Source organism: Paenibacillus phytorum, from assembly GCF_013141715.1.
Lineage (GTDB): Bacteria > Bacillota > Bacilli > Paenibacillales > NBRC-103111 > Paenibacillus_E > Paenibacillus_E phytorum.
Map to the genome: position 1 here is coordinate 21,973 of NZ_WHOA01000039.1, position 16,392 is coordinate 38,364.

20 protein-coding genes and 1 pseudogene are annotated in these 16,392 nt (G+C 46.0%); 19 read left to right on the forward strand and 2 right to left on the reverse strand.

From position 1 onward, the window contains the following. From GC098_RS41115 to GC098_RS39835, 7 genes are all read left to right on the forward strand, one after another. On the forward strand, window positions 1–771 hold the full coding sequence (locus tag GC098_RS41115) for a carboxymuconolactone decarboxylase family protein (protein ID WP_312880005.1): 771 nt from the start codon (window positions 1–3) through the stop codon (window positions 769–771). A 143-nt stretch (window positions 772–914) separates the two neighbouring features. Further along, window positions 915–1,235: an ArsR/SmtB family transcription factor gene (locus tag GC098_RS06590; RefSeq protein WP_171642138.1), complete on the forward strand. Its 321-nt coding sequence runs from the start codon at window positions 915–917 to the stop codon at window positions 1,233–1,235. After that, complete coding sequence (locus tag GC098_RS06595) at window positions 1,228–1,671, forward strand: SRPBCC family protein (RefSeq protein WP_171642140.1); 444 nt, start codon at window positions 1,228–1,230, stop codon at window positions 1,669–1,671. The genes GC098_RS06590 and GC098_RS06595 overlap by 8 nt, the downstream gene beginning before the upstream one ends. Window positions 1,672–1,771: 100 nt before the next feature. Further along, on the forward strand, window positions 1,772–2,218 hold the full coding sequence (locus GC098_RS06600) for a cupin domain-containing protein (RefSeq protein ID WP_376773844.1): 447 nt from the start codon (window positions 1,772–1,774) through the stop codon (window positions 2,216–2,218). An 86-nt stretch (window positions 2,219–2,304) separates the two neighbouring features. Further along, window positions 2,305–3,558, forward strand: a complete 1,254-nt coding sequence (locus tag GC098_RS06605) for an MFS transporter (RefSeq protein ID WP_171642142.1) — start codon at window positions 2,305–2,307, stop codon at window positions 3,556–3,558. Between the two features lie 286 nt (window positions 3,559–3,844). Continuing rightward, on the forward strand, window positions 3,845–4,048 hold the full coding sequence (locus tag GC098_RS39830; RefSeq protein WP_246358458.1) for a hypothetical protein: 204 nt from the start codon (window positions 3,845–3,847) through the stop codon (window positions 4,046–4,048). Between the two features lie 22 nt (window positions 4,049–4,070). After that, complete coding sequence (locus tag GC098_RS39835; protein ID WP_312880001.1) at window positions 4,071–4,328, forward strand: alpha/beta hydrolase fold domain-containing protein; 258 nt, start codon at window positions 4,071–4,073, stop codon at window positions 4,326–4,328. Here GC098_RS39835 and GC098_RS06615 read toward each other — a convergent pair. Then, complete coding sequence (locus GC098_RS06615; protein ID WP_171642144.1) at window positions 4,293–5,048, reverse strand: YheC/YheD family protein; 756 nt, start codon at window positions 5,046–5,048, stop codon at window positions 4,293–4,295. The two genes, GC098_RS39835 and GC098_RS06615, sit on opposite strands and share 36 nt — an antisense overlap. Before the next feature lie 200 nt (window positions 5,049–5,248). Between GC098_RS06615 and GC098_RS06620 the strand changes: the two genes are divergently transcribed. The 5 genes from GC098_RS06620 to GC098_RS06640 all read left to right on the forward strand — a co-directional run bounded on the left by GC098_RS06620 (window position 5,249) and on the right by GC098_RS06640 (window position 8,364). Continuing rightward, a complete protein-coding gene (locus tag GC098_RS06620) occupies window positions 5,249–5,707 on the forward strand; it encodes a VOC family protein (protein WP_171642146.1) in 459 nt (152 codons plus the stop codon). Between the two features lie 6 nt (window positions 5,708–5,713). After that, window positions 5,714–5,872, forward strand: a complete 159-nt coding sequence (locus GC098_RS41460; RefSeq protein ID WP_216625180.1) for a winged helix-turn-helix transcriptional regulator — start codon at window positions 5,714–5,716, stop codon at window positions 5,870–5,872. A gap of 246 nt (window positions 5,873–6,118) precedes the next feature. Beyond that, window positions 6,119–6,499: a TMEM175 family protein gene (locus GC098_RS06630; protein WP_171642148.1), complete on the forward strand. Its 381-nt coding sequence runs from the start codon at window positions 6,119–6,121 to the stop codon at window positions 6,497–6,499. A 263-nt stretch (window positions 6,500–6,762) separates the two neighbouring features. Then, window positions 6,763–8,169 carry an MATE family efflux transporter gene (locus tag GC098_RS06635; protein WP_171642234.1) on the forward strand — a complete coding sequence of 469 codons (1,407 nt, stop codon included), beginning with the start codon at window positions 6,763–6,765 and terminating at the stop codon, window positions 8,167–8,169. Between the two features lie 30 nt (window positions 8,170–8,199). Continuing rightward, a complete protein-coding gene (locus GC098_RS06640; RefSeq protein ID WP_171642150.1) occupies window positions 8,200–8,364 on the forward strand; it encodes a hypothetical protein in 165 nt (54 codons plus the stop codon). A 54-nt stretch (window positions 8,365–8,418) separates the two neighbouring features. On the opposite strand, the gene GC098_RS06645 is transcribed toward GC098_RS06640, so the two are convergent. Beyond that, complete coding sequence (locus tag GC098_RS06645; RefSeq protein ID WP_171642152.1) at window positions 8,419–9,603, reverse strand: MFS transporter; 1,185 nt, start codon at window positions 9,601–9,603, stop codon at window positions 8,419–8,421. A 274-nt stretch (window positions 9,604–9,877) separates the two neighbouring features. Here GC098_RS06645 and GC098_RS06650 point away from each other — a divergent pair, with 274 nt between their 5' ends. From GC098_RS06650 to GC098_RS06680, 7 genes and pseudogenes are all read left to right on the forward strand, one after another. After that, window positions 9,878–10,219: an ArsR/SmtB family transcription factor gene (locus GC098_RS06650; RefSeq protein ID WP_171642154.1), complete on the forward strand. Its 342-nt coding sequence runs from the start codon at window positions 9,878–9,880 to the stop codon at window positions 10,217–10,219. A 106-nt stretch (window positions 10,220–10,325) separates the two neighbouring features. Then, window positions 10,326–11,706: pseudogene (locus GC098_RS06655) on the forward strand (NAD(P)-binding domain-containing protein). Window positions 11,707–11,836: 130 nt separating this feature from the next. Next, the gene (locus GC098_RS06660; RefSeq protein ID WP_171642156.1) at window positions 11,837–12,067 is read left to right on the forward strand and encodes a hypothetical protein; all 231 of its coding nucleotides are present in this window, start codon (window positions 11,837–11,839) and stop codon (window positions 12,065–12,067) included. Further along, on the forward strand, window positions 12,054–13,811 hold the full coding sequence (locus GC098_RS06665) for an alpha-1,3-galactosidase-related protein (protein ID WP_246358459.1): 1,758 nt from the start codon (window positions 12,054–12,056) through the stop codon (window positions 13,809–13,811). Before GC098_RS06660 ends, GC098_RS06665 begins: the two co-directional genes overlap by 14 nt. Window positions 13,812–14,078: 267 nt before the next feature. Further along, a complete protein-coding gene (locus tag GC098_RS06670) occupies window positions 14,079–14,396 on the forward strand; it encodes an NIPSNAP family protein (protein ID WP_171642160.1) in 318 nt (105 codons plus the stop codon). Window positions 14,397–14,492: 96 nt separating this feature from the next. Next, a complete protein-coding gene (locus tag GC098_RS06675) occupies window positions 14,493–15,443 on the forward strand; it encodes an aldo/keto reductase (protein WP_171642162.1) in 951 nt (316 codons plus the stop codon). 162 nt (window positions 15,444–15,605) lie between these two features. Next, window positions 15,606–16,367 (forward strand): SDR family NAD(P)-dependent oxidoreductase, encoded by a 762-nt coding sequence (locus tag GC098_RS06680; RefSeq protein ID WP_171642164.1) that lies wholly within the window; start codon window positions 15,606–15,608, stop codon window positions 16,365–16,367. The last annotated feature ends 25 nt before the right edge of the window (window positions 16,368–16,392 follow it).

Here is a 16,392-nt window from a genome sequence, read left to right on the forward strand (position 1 = left end):
ATGAACTCACCATATGAAACTGGAAAAAAACTGTTTCAAGAAACTGATGAAGAAGGTATCCAAGGAGTCGTCAATGGTTTAAGTGACGTATCCCCGCACATCAGTAGATACATCATTGAATTTTTCGGGCAAGTTTTCAGTAATCCCGTACTCACCTATCAACAGAGAGAAACAATCGTGATCTCAGCGTTAATTTCATTAGGCGATACTCCAAATCAACTCAAATGGCACATGAACTTCGGCTTGAAAGTTGGGATTACGCCGAACGAAATTATAGAGATTGCCACCCATTGCATTCCGTTTTGCGGCTTTCCCCGTGCTTTAAATGCCGTTGGCGTTGCGAAACAACTATTTGCTGAACAAAATATCGAAGTAAACATCGAGGACGAGCTGCTACAAAGTGTAGGAGAACGAAGGGAAAGAGGCTTGGCTAAACTTCAAGAAATTGACGGCAAACATGGCAACGCGGTTGTTGATTCACTTGCTGATATTGCCCCGCTATTAGCTGAACAAATCATCGATTTTGCGTTTGGTGAAATCTACAGCCGCTCAGGATTAAATCCTAAACAACGTCAACTCGTCACGTTAGGAGCCTTGACTGCTCAAGGTGGATGTGAGCCGCAGCTGCGTGTTCATCTCAATGCCGCAATTCGTATAGGTCTAACGAGAGAAGAAATTATTGAGGCACTGTTACAATGCTCCCCTTACACGGGATTTCCTAAAGTGTTAAACGCAATAACCGTTGCGAAAGAGATCTTCTTATCGCATTAATTTAGACTCCATTAGGGCTGCCATTTGGCGGCTCCTTTTTTTTGTTTATTCTATAAGGCTTGCCACGGTCTAGTTCCTGTGGCATATGCTACAGGTTTTTTTATAGCTTGACATGCAACTAAATAGTTGCATATAATAAAGGCATGGACAAACTTTTTAAAGCACTTGCAGATGGAACACGCAGAGAATTACTCGACCTCTTGTTCGCGAATAACGGACAATCCTTAGGAGAACTCTGTAAACAAATGACAATGAGTCGTCAAGCTGTTACGAAACACCTATTGCTGCTGGAAGAGGCAAATTTAGTTACTATCGTATGGCAAGGCCGTGAAAAGCTGCATTATCTTAATCCAGTACCTATCGGGGAAATTTATCAACGTTGGATCGGCAAGTTTGAGCGTCACCGGATCGATGCATTAAACACACTAAAGCAAGCCTTAGAGGAGGGTACTAATCATGAATAAAACTTCATTCGTTTACACGACTTACATCGCAACTACGCCCGAGAAGCTTTGGGCAGCCCTAACTACCAGTGAATTCACCAAGCAGTATTTTTTCGGTCGTGAAATCGTCTCGGATTGGCAAGTTGGATCCAGCTTTAAATTGATGAATAAAGATAAAGTTGAACATTATGGTGAAGTTCTTGTATATGAGCCGTATCGATTACTCACAATTACCTGGAGCGTCAAGGACGTTGAAGTAGAGCGAATGTCTACGGTTACTTATGAATTAACACCCATGGACGCTACTGTAAAACTGTCGCTCCGACACGAGGAATTATTAGAAAAGGATATTCGTAAAGATGAAGGCAAGATTGAAGGATTTAATAATGGCTGGCCTGTTATTCTAAGCAATTTAAAGAGCCTGCTTGAAACAGGCAAAACTTTGGCAGCCTTTTAGTTTAACATTTGATTTAGGATAAACTTCAGAGGGCGTCTTTGGGTCGCTCTTCGAAGGACAGTTGTCACTTTGTTACTGATACAATTAGATCTAAGGAGAGGTGAACAAATTGGAGTCAAATCAAGCGAATTACTCCGTTAACCATGCAGGTGCATTTTCGAATTTTGGAAACGTCACGGAAGGAATGCTAAAAGGAAAAATCTTTCTAAAAGATTCCTTACAACTTACGAGTATGGAAGTTTCACTCAATAATCTGCCACCAAAGGCGGAAGTCCCCTTCTATCACAAACACCAAGAAAATGAGGAACTCTACATCTTTCTTAAAGGACAAGGTCAATTTCAAGTGGACGGAAACGAATTTGATGTGTTCGAAGGAACTTCCGTTCGAATCGCTCCTGACGGAGTGAGAGTGTTGCAGAATACGTCGGCTTCGGAAGACCTGTATTTTATCGTTATTCAAGCCAAAGAGAACAGCCTTACCCAATGGGTGGAGACAGATGGAGTAATCCTGGAACAACCGGTCAAATGGGAAAAGAGCGATGAGTAATTCTCGGAATTAATTGTGTGGATTGAACCGGATGCCGCCGCCATGTAAGATAGAGCACATACAGTAGCAAGAGGAAAGGTGCATCCATGTGGACGTATACCATAAATTTAGTTCGTGATTTATCTCCTGGCGTGAAGCGGTTCATCGCGACCGAGAGCTTGTTTGGCATCGGAGTAGGAATCTTTAGCCTCATCCTGAATTTACATCTCTTGAACCTCGGCTTCTCCAAAGGTGACATAGGTAGAATAACATCGCTGGGGGCGTTGACAATTGGCCTGGCCAGTCTGCCTGCGGGTTTCATCGTGAAGAGAGTCGGGCGCAAAACGATGCTCGTCACAGGCATGCTCCTGGCATTCCTGTCGCTCGCGCTCTTCGGCTTCGGAACCAGCCTTAGCGCGGTTACCGTCGCACAGCTCATCTGGTCGCTCGGCATTACGGCGATCGTGAACTCCGAAATTCAGTTGATCTTCCAATATTGCCGTAGCAAGAAAGAAGAGACGAGCGCGTATTCGTTACTGTTCGCCGTATTTACGTTTTTTACCGGCCTCGGCACATGGCTCGGCGGCTACCTGCCGAATTGGCTGCCTGGGCATACCACGTTATACCAGTTTGCATTCTTCGTTGCTGGTGGTTGCTTAGCGCTCTCAGGCATTTTGCGGGGATTGTTGCTTCCTTCTACACATGCAAGAGTGAAAGACGCTGCGGCAGTAAAGATCAGCGATGTTCAACCAACGAAGCCTTCGGACCTGCCGAAGCGAGGGCATGCGATGTATTTTCTGCTGCTGCTTTCGCTGCTTATTTTCAACTCCGGATTTACGTTCGGGCTGCTTAGCCCGTTCCTGAACGTCATCCTGAAATTCCGGTTTCAGATGGAGGACGGTAACATCTCCAGTTTGCTCGCGTTGTCCGGATTTTTCTTCTTTATCGGATCGATCGTTATGCCGTACGTTGTAGAGAGATGGGGCAGCCGCAGGACGTTTGTGTTTCTGTTTCTATATAACATGTTTGTCGTGGCCTTGATGGCGCTCGCCATGCCGTCCTACGTATTTGCGGTACTGCTGCTCATTCGCGGGACGGGCTTCACGATGTTAAACAACTTGATGGACAGCGAATGCATGTCGGCTGTTGCCGAAGAAGACCGCAACTTGTTCGCAGTCATGCGGACGGTATCGCGCAGCATCGGCAACACTATCGCCTCTTACTGGGCGGGCTATATTTTGGCTGGAAATCATTATTCGCTGCCCTTTATTCTTACGGCGGTTGCTATATTGGCGGGGTATGCCGTATATGCGTGGTTCGTGCAGGGCATGCTGGATCGGAGACTGCAAGGACAGTCTTGACGTGGACGTGAATTTGGCGTTACGAAGTTCATTTTACAAGACTCATGCTAACATATTTTATTTACTCATCGGGTTTCACACAAAGATGCAGCGTCCCCCAGGATGCTGCATTTTTATTTTCTCTGCACAACCCGGTTCGATGCCAGAGACAGCAAAAAAGCCACTTTTAAGTAGGTAGACCACTTTAAAGTGCCTTCTTACGCATTCAGAAAAAATGAATTATTGTTAACTCACGGAACAAGAAAACAACAAAAACCTGAAAATAAAACGAAAGAAGGAATAGAATATGAACAGTCTGATGCCTGCACAAACAAAAAGATTTTTGGAGGATATCGCGGGGTTCCCACCTCTGCATAACATGTCCCCGGAGGAACTCAGAAAAGTCGTTGTCGCTAACGCCATTTCTGAAAACGTTGTGCTGGCAAGCACGGAAGATGTCCAGTTGGACGGTCCGCACGGAACATTCGCAGTAAGAAATTACCGTCGATGAAGCTATCTATGCGGCACAATGGGTGTACGACAACTCAGCAACGTTAGGTTTCGATCCATCGAGAATCACCGTGGCGGGGGAAAGCGTCGGAGGCAACTTGGCCGCAATCGTGGCGCAGCAAGCCATTAAGCGAGGCACATTCTCTCTCGCCTATCAAATTCTGCTTTGCCCATTGACTGATTGGGCCGGGGATTACGAGAAGCACCGTCGGCAGTCTCTTAATAAATTGGAAATATTTTCTTATTTATTTAGACCTTCCATACTGCTTGGAAAAAGTTAAAATACGACGATACATTTTTTTATCCTTCATGTGTTTTAAATGATAAAACTGGGGTCTCGTGTTAACTTCAAGGATCCAAGGTTTTCCTTTAACATCTAAAGCAACATCCAAGCCTAACTCTCTAAAGCCGTTCTTATAACAATCGAACTGAGTTCCGACGGTATTTCCCAACCATTCTAGTTTTGTTTTCTTTCTTCGGATAGATGCGCTTTTATATCCTGCTCCGGCCATTGTTTGAAAGAAATAACCAAGCCTTCCGCCTTGATGATAGTTCGTGGCGACCTTACCCGTCCTGCCTATTTTTGTGAATATAGCGCTGCTTACCCATTTTCCTTTTGTCGTTTTCTGAACCATAACACGAACGTCAAATGGTCTCCCCTTCGTTTTGGCCAAGAGTATACCCTGCTGAAGCAAAAATGATCTTCCTTTTGAAAATCGGCGAAGCTTCATGTATAAACCTTTCCTGCTTGAGTAGTACGATTTAACGGATTTAAGTTGAATTTGATACCCACTATCTTTTCTTTTGATTCGAATGATGTCTGCTCCACCTGTACCGTCGGTAGGTTTAAAATATAGGGTAGAAAAAGCCGACAGCATCAAATTAAGCGTTTTACTGTTGAATAACATCGTACGAGGGATGTATTTTTTTAGCTTTCTATGCTTAACTAGCCATTTAGTTTTAATCCATTTGCTTCTGACAGATTTGCTCCTGTATTTCATAACGATAACCTCCTATGTCACAGAATACGCTTTTTGATAATTGCTTGTCACAACATTTGCCTAGACGTGATTGGAGTCGTACTTCTTTACAGAGCAATCGAACATTCCCGTCCTTAATCGCAGGGAAATTATGGTATATACTCGAATATAATCATGTATGTTTTTAAGAAAATCTTTGAAATCGAAAGGAGAAATATATATTGAACGAGCAAGTTGCGGAGGTATCCACAAATCAGAGAGCAAGATTCGGTCAAACAATTCAAGTTAGGTTGGTCTCAAATTTAAAGAAATCGCAGGAATACTATCGTGATGTTTTGGATTGTAAGGTAGACGAATGGGGGCACGCTGAGCGAGATGGCATGCTTTTTATTCTACAACAAGCTGTTTCACCAGATGATGTGCGACCAAATAGTACCTCAAAAAAGCGTCCTGATTATCCGACCGAATGGGAAGGTCCTGATTACGGTTGGGATTCATTTATTCATGTTACTTGGGATGACCTGGACTCACTAGTTGAAGAAGTACGTGGCAAAAGTGGAATTATTGCGATTGAGCCTTTTACTGGAGTGCACGGAAAGTGGGAGTTTAAAAATGCATACATACAAGACCCTGATGGGTATAATCTGGTTTTAGGTGCGATGCGTCAGATAAATGATTAGTACCTGTTGTATCTTACTGACGAGCGGATTAAAAGAGTCGAATATTCCCTCACCGAGTATGGCAAGAGCGTTGAGCCGATTCTTGAGCTTATGTGCGAATGGGGTAAACAACGTATGAGCGAATTCGATCTGCAAGTGAGGGCGGTGGGGGCGTCAGACGAATAGCCTACAGCCATGGCAACGTTCTACGAACAAAAATGTGCCTTATTGTTAGCTGAGGTGCCACCCTATATAATTTTGGATGTGGATTGCATCCATCAAAAAACCTATGAAGGCGGGATATATCATGGTAGTGGAAATCATCCGGTATGACATAGCGCCAGAATCAGCTCAGCATTTCTTTGTATTAGTTAAACCCTTCTTCAATGCGATCTTAGAAATGAAGCATTATAGCGTTATTGCTAACTCTTAATGACCAAGACCCGGCTTGAGGCTCTGAGTGACGGCGTCATAGCTATCGTGATGACCATTTTAATTCTTGAATTTAAAGTCCCCAAGATCGAATCAGCCGAAGGAGATTGGGGGCTCGTAAAGGATTTTATCCATATTCTTCCTGCTGTTCTCAGCTATATGATCAGTTTTTTGGTTCTAATTGTTTGGTGGATGTCTCATCATCAATTGTTTCATGAAGTTAAACACATAGATCGTAAAACGATTTTTCTGAACGGCATTTTCCTGATGTTTATTGCTTTCATTCCTTACCCAACAGCGCTGATGGGTGAATACCCGGGCCTTCATTTCCCTTCATCTATTTTATTCTTAAGAAAAATGGATAAAATGCCTCTCAACTAACGGAAAACGTCGACCCCCTTTAAAATATAAAACTTAGACCCTCAGCCCGTTGCTGAGGGTCCTTTTTTTGCTATTCAACTACGTACGGGCAGGATAGCGGAGGTAACTGTTGAATATTGTTGGTATGATTTGTTCGGGGCATGCGTGGTCGGGTTAGCGAGGTTAATTCGCTCTTCGTCGGCACCTCGAATCAGCTAAGGGAATTCGAAACCGGCACACTGGCCGGTTTCGTTGGACGTTTTCGGATGGGAAGTGAATCTAGTATGATTCCGTTTCGTTATAAGGCTCGATGCCATGCTATTTTGAACAAATATCTTTCAGGGGAATCTATTGATTACCGACAGGTCATATCGCTGCTTCTCCCGATCCTCATCGACCAGGCCTTCCTCGTCGGCTTAAGCTTGGTGAACACTGCGATGATCAGTTCGTCGGGGGTGGCGGCAATCAGCGCAGTAAGTATGGTCGATTCGCTCAATCTCTTCCTGGTTAATATCTTCGTCGCCTTGGCGACAGGAGGCACAGTGGTGGTGGCGCAGTACAAGGGCAGTGGGAACGATAAGATGTTATCCAAGGCGGCGGCGGCTTCGCTTTCCGCGGTGACTCTGGTTGCGGTGACGCTCAGCCTGGTCGTCCTCCTATTTTATCATCCGATCCTGAAGTTACTCTTTGGAACGGCGGATCCGGAGGTGTTTGACCATGCCGGCACTTACCTAGTGGGAAGTGCTTTATCTTATCTCGGGATCGCGTTCAAGGAAGCGGTCAGCGGAGCGCTGAGGGGGATCGGAAGGACTAGAGTGACATTGGGGTTGTCCCTAATCCTAAATCTTTCTTACGTATTGCTGAACGTCTTGTTCGTCCATTTTATGGAAATGGGAGTTCTAGGTTTGAGCGTGGCCGTGAATATTTCCCGTTATTTGGCAGCGGCATGCGCATTGTTCTACCTGCTCCGTATGGATGACAGCCTGCGAATTCGCCTTAAGGAATTGATGAACTGGAATTTTTCCATGTTTAAGAAAATCATGTTCATCGGGCTGCCGTTCGCTGCGGAGCAGCTGTTCTTTAACGGGGGGAAAATGTTAACCCAAATCTACATCGTCAGTCTAGGCACTTACGCGATTGCAACTAACGCCATCAGTTCCGTATTCGCTATGCTTTTACAAATTCCCGCCATTGCATTGTCTACAGCACTAGTCACTGTGGTAGGGCAATGCATTGGGAGGGGGAATATTCAGGATGCCCGCAAATTTACGAGGTCGTTTCTGTGGCTGGCGTCTGGCTCCCTTCTAGTGACTGGGCTTATATTGATCCCGTTCTTTAAGCCTCTGGTTAGTCTGTTCCGCCCACCGGCCGAAATCATGGATGATCTGTATCTCATTATGTTGGTCAATATGTTAGCCCAAATCCCTCTATGGTCGATCAGTTTTCTGCTGCCGGGTGCGTTGCGAGCAGCGGGGGATTCTCGTTTCACCTCCATCTCTTCGATGCTGACCATGTGGTTGTTTCGGGTTGTGCTCGGCTATGTGTTTGGTATCACGCTAAACTACGGGGTGTTCGGGGTGTGGGCGGCTATGCAATTGGAGTGGGGAGTGCGCGGTGCGATCTTCCTGTGGCGTTATCGCGGGGAGCGGTGGTACAGGCACCGCTTGGTAGAGCCCGCAAGCGGGAAGTGATACCATATTAACGTCGCCGTTGGCCTATGTTTGGAATTGGTTGTGTTGTTCCGTGAAAAATGGAATCGAAGCGGGTCCGTCTTTCAAACGTTAGGCGGAGCTGCTTTTGGCGTGTATGTCTTCCATGCGTTTATACTATTTATACTAGGGCTGCCGCAGGAACGATCGGCAGCCTTGTTACGGTGCGAAATTTAACGAAGAATGGGAAGTTATTGCTGCATTTCATTTGACCGAAATGTCTTCCTTGTCTTAGGAAGCGGACGCCGATTCTTGGCTTGTATGCTCTGCTTTCCTCCCAAGGACGCCTCCGAACAGGAACGTCCCGAGCGACAGCGCCAGGCAGACCGCCGAGAAGATGCCGATCGATGAATATCCGCCGAACTGGACATAGAGTAGGCCAGCTATCCATGCGCCGAGTGTGTTAGCGCTGTTCATCGTCGAGTTGGCCAGGCTGGAGATTGTTCCCCGGATGGAGGCATTCAGCGAAGTGAGCGCACCCATGACAATCGGGAAGATAATCCCAAGGGTCGCGAAAATGATCAGATAGATGATCGTCACGAAACGGAGGTTCGTCAGATGGGGCATAACTGTGTATAGTACCATGAGCATCGACATTCCTACTATAATCGCGTTCGAATTACCTAGCTTTCCAGTCACATAAGAGCTAATCATGCTTCCCAGCAAAGTACCAAACCCGAGGAACATCATCACAGTACCGATCTGTCCAATTGGAAGTTCGAAGCGATCGGCCATCCACTTGCCAATGAAGGCGAATGCGGTACCGCTTCCTAAGTGAAGGAGAAGGTAGGCAAGGAAGCCGCTCCTTGCCTTGCCACTCATGATCAGCGGGACATACCGGTGAAGGATTGACGTCCGTTCGAACGTATTAGGCTTCATGTCGGGCAACGAGTAGAAGGCGACGACGATGAGCAGCAACGAAGCGATTCCAATCGTCCAGAAAGGAACGGACCAATGGGCGACAGCGAGCCAGCTTCCGATCGGCACGCCAAGTGCCTGAGAAGCAGCTAGTCCGGCGAAGGCGATGCCCATTGTCTTCGACACTCTGGACGCCGGCATGATGGCGGGAATGGATGCCCACACTTGGGGTGCCGTGAACGCCGCGCTGACGCCAGCAAGGAAGCGGAAAAGGCACATCGTCCAGAAGCTGTCTGCGAAGCCACATAGAATCGTTGAGACGGAGAAACCGAGCAAGCCGCTCAAAAGAACGGTTCTTCGGTTCCAGCCGTCGGACAGAGGTCCGGCGATCAAGGCGAATAAGGCCGAGCCTAGCGTGTAGGCGCCAAGCATCCACCCTGCGATTCCCGTCGATACGCCGAATTGCGTCTGAAGCGTTGGGAGTAAGGGCGAGATGAGGAACGTATCGGTTCCGATCATAAACATGATTAAGAAGAACAGGGCGGTATATCTACGCATAGTCGATCACTCCTAATGGTTTTGTATTACTTACGTTTTCTATCGTAAAGCATAATGGTGACAAGTTTTGTCATAAACTCGAATATTCATATAGAAAGGGCTGAACAGAATTGCCAAATCCAAAAGATTGATGGAACTGATGATAACTGTCAACCGAAAGCGGTAATTGAATTTATTAATCAAAAAAATTTGATTATGTGATTGCATTCTAACTTGCAATGGTATATATTGTTATTAAATCAAAAATAATTGATTAATGAATCGGGTGAAAACAATGAAAACCATAATTCCAATACATGAAGTGAAGATAAATACTGCACCGAGCGACTCATTTTTTGAAACGTATGAAGCAAAGTTTAAAGCCTTGGCGGATCGCAAGAGACTGCAAATCATGTATGAGTTAACACAGCGGGGAAAAACGTGCGTTTGCGACCTATGCGAAATCGTGGAGATGGCTCAATCCAAGTTGTCTTATCACTTGAAGATCCTTTTAGACGCCAATCTAATTACAAAAGAAATCATCGGCACCTGGAGCTATTACGAGATCAATAATTCCGAAGTGAACGGATTGCTTTCAGAAGAGCTATGCTGCATTTTTAGACCGAGTCGCTCTTAAATTTTTTTAGACATTATATCAATTTTTTTTGATGTATACATCGATATATTTTGAAAATCAAAGTGATTGCTGTGCATGTGCTTGCTCTTAAAAAGAAAACTATGATATGGAGGTATCATCAATGAGTGAAAATACAGTTCAATCTAAAGCGAAATTACCTGTAGCGATCATAGGTGCTGGGCCTGTTGGCCTTGCCGCAGCGGCACATTTAGTTACACGAGGTGAATCCTTTGTATTGTTTGATGCAGGGAATGCGGTGGGGGCCAGTGTCCTTAAATGGGCTCATGTACGTCTCTTTTCTCAATGGAAATTCAATGTAGATAAAGCAGCGCGACAGCTACTTACCTCACATGGTTGGATAGCCCCGAATCATTCGGAACTCCCTACTGGATTTGAGATGGTAGAGAACTATTTTAAGCCTTTCGCTGAGTTACCTGAACACGAAAGTGACTGCTGTGAGCCGCAAAGGCATAAATAAGGTGAAAACAAAGGGCCGTGATGACCTTCCCTTTGTCTTGCATGCCCAGAAAAATGGGGAGCGCTTCTTGGTTGAGGCCAAAGCTGTCATCGATGCTTCGGGTACTTGGACAAATCCGAATCCAGTCATTTCTGAAGGTGTATGGACAACGGAGGAACAAAATTTAAGTAAACAAGTATTTTACGGTATCCCCGATGTTCTTGGTAAGTATAAAAATCGCTATAGTGGAAAGAAAGTTCTTGTTGTTGGTAGCGGTCATTCCGCGATCAATACACTTTTGGAACTCGGAGAGCTTAAGGAGCGGGTACAGGAGACTGAAATTGTCTGGGTACTAAGAAAATCTAGGCTTGAGGATGTTTACGGGGGGCGGGAGCAAGATCAGCTTGCTGCGAGAGGAGAACTCGGAACACGTATTCAGAAGCTAGTTGAATCAGGTAAAGTTAAAGTGATGACGCCTTTTCATATTCAAGAATTAAAAAAGGATGGAGAAAAAATTCAGGTTGTTGGTTCTTTAAACAGCGAATTGGCCCAAATTGATGCGATTGATGAGATCATTTCGAATACAGGTTCCCGTCCTGATTTTTCCTTCCTAAGAGAAGTTAGAGTGATTTCAGATCCAGGCTTGGAAAGTGTATTAGAGTTAGCACCTCTAATAGATCCGAATGTTCATAGCTGCGGTACGGTTAGACCACACGGGGAGAATGAACTAAGACAACCAGAGAAGGACTTTTATATTGTTGGATCGAAGAGCTATGGTCGAGCACCGACTTTCTTGATGGCGACAGGGTATGAACAAGTGAGATCCGTTGTTGCAGCTTTAGTTGGCGATCGTGAAGCAGCTGAGAGGGTTGAACTTGAACTGCCTGAAACGGGGGTATGTAGTATCAAAAGTAGCTCGTGCTGTGAACCTGAAAAAAGTGGAGCTGGGGTAGTAAATTCTGATGAAGTAAATTCTTGTTGTTCACCAATTACCAAACCGGTGACATCGACATCTTCATGCTGCAGCTAGAATTACATCGGCGTTGTCTTAAGGGCAATGCCGCTTTTTAAGGGACAGGCTGAATCGACTTATGATTCGCCTGTCCCTTTTGCATGCATGAAAGGAGTGCGGAAATGGTAGAGTGGCAGGAGAACGATGTATGGGTCGATATCAGATATGGCGACAGTGTTACGGTGAAGATTTAAAAACAAACGGAGCAATTGACAGAACAGTGGGGGCGGTTATAGAAAATTGCGCAGGAATCTGCGCTTACGTGAAGAATAGAAAAGTAACTAATCGATTTGAATCGATCAAAGAAATGTTCTGCTTGTCCAGAGAAGCATTTCCTTGTTTATACGCGAAGGATGATCTCATCGATGCTTACTCCTGAAGATATGGAAGACCTTGAGCCTGCTGTCATTCATCTCAGTGACTACGGAGGAACTCCGGATTCGAGGAAAGATACGGTAATCCCCATGCGGCAAGCACTTGAAGCTGCCTCCCAGATCAATGGCCCGGTTATAGTGAATTGCTCGAAGGGAAGGTATGATTTCTACGACGAACATACAGCCAAATTCCCCTATTATATCTCCAACACGACCAGTGAGGAAGAAAATCCGGATGTTACGAAAACGATCGGCATTCTAATCAAAGGGTTAAATAATATCACACTCGAGGGCAATGGCTCCTTATTCGTCTTTCATAGCAAGATAACGATGTTCGTACTAGACGGGTGCGAGAATGTCACGATCCGTAACCTTAATACGGATTACGAACATCCGACCGTTGTGGAGATGAAAGTGGAGGCTGTAGGAAACGGTTATCTGGATGTAAGGGTCCATCATGACAGCCACTATGACATTCAAAATGGCATGCTTCTTTGGAAAGATGATAATTGGCGCTTCAGCAGTGGACCTATGCAGGCTTACGATCATACATCCAATACGACATGGCGGATCGATAATCTGACAGATCTGGCATTATACGTAGAGGAGCTTGAACCAAGATGGTTGCGGTTCCATTATGGCGATGGCTACGTCCCTTTTGCAGCACCCGGCTGGATTCTGCAGACACGCGACGGCATACGAAATCAGGTTGGTGCATTCGTCCTCAGGAGCAGGAATACCGCTTGGCGAAATGTGGGTATGCACTTTATGCACGGATTAGGCATCGTTTGCCAATTCAGTGAGAACATATCGTTCGATAGTATGATCGTGGCGCCGCGTCCGGAGACTGGTCGAACCGTCGCGGCTTTCGCAGACTGCATTCATGTATCAAGCTGCCGTGGGAAGATAAGGGTTGCGGACAGCAGGTTCGTCGGGGCTCACGACGATGCAATCAACGTACACGGTACGCATCTGCGTGTGGCAGAGAAAGCCGCTCCCAATCAGGTACTTCTTAGATTTATGAATGCACAGAGCTATGGGTATGATGCCTTCTTCCCTGGAGATGAGATTGAATTCGTGCGTGCTAGCTCACTTAGGGCTTATGCCAGCGCTAAGGTTGCCTCTGCCAAGCTCGTTAACCCGCGTGAGATTCTAGTGACACTAGAAGGACTAGCGCCGGAAGGAATAATGGATGACGATGTAGTTGAGAATGTGACATGGACGCCGGAAGTCGAGATTGTAAACAACTATATGGCCCGGATTCCGACTCGTGGTGTATTGGTAACAACACGTAAAAGGGTATTGATCGCAGACAATATTTTCGAGCGCATGACTATGAGCGCTATCCTAGTCGCCGACGATGCTGAGAATTGGTACGAATCCGGTAGAGTGGAGGATCTGATGATCCGCAACAATGTATTTGTCGAATGCGGAGAATCCAGGCATCCCGTGATCTACATCGCCCCGGAGAATACGGAGGTACGGTCTGAACATCCCGTTCACCAGAATATTGTTATTGAGTGCAATCGGTTTGAGATGAAGGACGCGGCGGTGCTGGACGCCAAGAGTACACGACACTTGATATTTGCCTATAATACGATCACCAGTTCCGTCAATTTGCTGCAATCCCCTATGATAACCGACGCGATTAGTCTGACAGCATGCAGCGATGTGATAATCAAGGACAACGTTTTCGCCGGCGAGGGCTTGAACCGATCCATCCGATTAGGACTGATGGCACCTTTGTAATTTAATATACCTTAATCCAACAAAAAAATATCGAGAAAAATAAAGACGACCCTATCGCGTAATAGATGCGAACACGGGTCGTTTTTTCTCATTGTTCCACGAAAGCAACCGAGTAGTATTTACATAGTATTCGGCGGTCTGATTTACCTGCCTATTTAAAGCCTACAGTTAACTTAAAGTAACTTAGTTTAAATTTATTCACTTCTTCTCATGACAGGAATCATTATCTATAATTGAAAATGTTAGATGATCGGAGGTGAATAACGAATGATTTACGAATTGAGAATTTATACGATTCTTCCGGGCAGAATCGATGCGATTCGAGAGCGTTTTTCCGATCATACGCTTGGTATTTTTGCCAGACTCGGCATGCAGGTGTGTGATTTCTGGGAGGATTTGGAGGAACAACCCAAGCTATATTACACGATGAAATACGAAAGCATGGAAGAACGGACAAGACAGTGGGAAACTTTCTCGCAGGACAAGGAATGGAACGAAGTGAAACAAAAATCCGAGCAGGACGGAAAAATTGTTGAACGCGTCGAGCAGATTTTTATGAAACGAGCGGAATATTTTAAAGTATAGGGCTCCGCAAACTTACGCACGGTAACGGCATAGCTGTAGCATATACGATAAACAGTAATAATCAAAATTGGTGTGGAAGTAGGAGGAGTTATACTCATGAGATATCGTAAACTTGGCAAGAATGGTCCGGAAATTTCAGTTATTGGCTTCGGCTCCTGGGCAATCGGGGGAGGAGGTTGGGCCAGCGCTTGGGGCAACCAGGATGATGAGCTGTCAGAAGAAAGCGTGCGCGTCGCTTTGTACAACGGGATCAACTTTTTTGACACTGCGGCTGTCTATGGTCTGGGCCATTCCGAGGAAGTTATCGGGAAAGCGTTGAAGGGCGACCGTGACAAAGTGGTGTTGGCAACCAAATGCGGTCTCGTTTGGGACGAGAACAAAAACATTTCCAAGAACGGAACCTACGACTCCATCCTTCGCGAAGCGGAAGCATCGCTGCGTCGTCTCGGTACCGAATATATCGATTTGTATCAAATGCACTGGCCGGATACGGATGCGAACGCTCCGGCGGAAGAGACTATGCGCGCCATGGATAAGCTTGTACAAGATGGTAAAGTACGTTATGTAGGCGTAAGCAATTACAATGTTTCGTTATTGGAAGCGTCACTTTCCGTAAGACATGTTGATTCTCTTCAGCCGCCGTATTCCATCCTGAGGCCTGCCGTTGAGAAGGAGATTCTGCCGTTCTGTCTGGAGAAAGGAATCGGAGTCGTCGCCTACAGCCCGCTAACTTCAGGTCTCCTGTCAGGAAATTATACCTACGACACCAAATTCTCAGATGACGATTGGCGCTCCCGCAACGCTGCACATACTGGGGAGGGTTTGAGGAAAAACGTGGACCGCGTCGAGAAGCTAAAAGGTATCGCGAGCCGGTACGGCATGACCATGCCTCAGCTTGCCATTGCGTATGATCTCGCTCATCCGGCATTGACCAGTGCTCTTGTAGGCGTTCGCAAGCCGAGTCACATTTTAAGCGTACTGCCGGCCATTGATGTGACTTTGGATGAAGCTACACTTGCGGAAATTCGTAAAATAGCTATTGAATAAGGCTTGACACACTCTGTTAAGCGTTCATCCAGATCGGCCTCATGCGTTAGTCGCAGGAGGCCGATCTTACTTGGAAGTTGATTGACATTGCAATCGGTATAGGTGAGAAGAGAACTGGATGAAGTGCTAATGCACTTCATGACAATGAGAGGGGCAGTCTTTATGAACATTGATTTGAGAGGTCAAACAGCGCTTATTACCGGGGCTTCGGGACAGCTTGGCCGTGTCATGGCCCGAACATTGGCTCTATGTGGCGCGGATATTGTCATTCACTACATTCAGAATGAGTCGAAGGCGGCCGAATTACAGGCTGAGATCGTAGGTATCGGGCGCCGTGCTGTTACTGTTCAAGCCGATGTGACCAAAGCGGATGAGGTCACTGCGATGAAGGAGCGCGCGCTCGGACTTACGGGGGCTGTAGATATTGTCGTTGCAAATGCCGTTGTACAGTACAAATGGACATCGGTACTCGATCAACCAATGGAAGACTACATCAGCCAGTTTGAATCGTGCGTTATACAAAGTGTACTGCTCGCAAAAGCATTCTTACCGGACATGGTGAAACGCAAAAAGGGCAGGGTTATCGGTATTAACACGGAATGCTCCATGCAAAACTTCCCTTCCCAATCTGCTTACGTGAGCGGCAAACGTGGGATGGACGGGTTGTACCGGGTACTGGCAAAGGAAGTCGGCGAACATCAAGTGACTGTTAACCAAGTGGCACCAGGCTGGACGATCAGCGATAAGGATCGGGAAAACCTTACGGAACGCCAAGAGTCGTATGAAAGCAATGTACCGATGAAACGCCGGGGTACCGATCAGGAAATCGCCAATGTGGTAGCGTTTTTGGCATCTGATTTGGCGAGTTTTATTACGGGAGCATTTATTCCCGTGAATGGCGGCAACGTAATGCCGACGATATGAAACTAGGAGTTCTTGGCTGGAAACA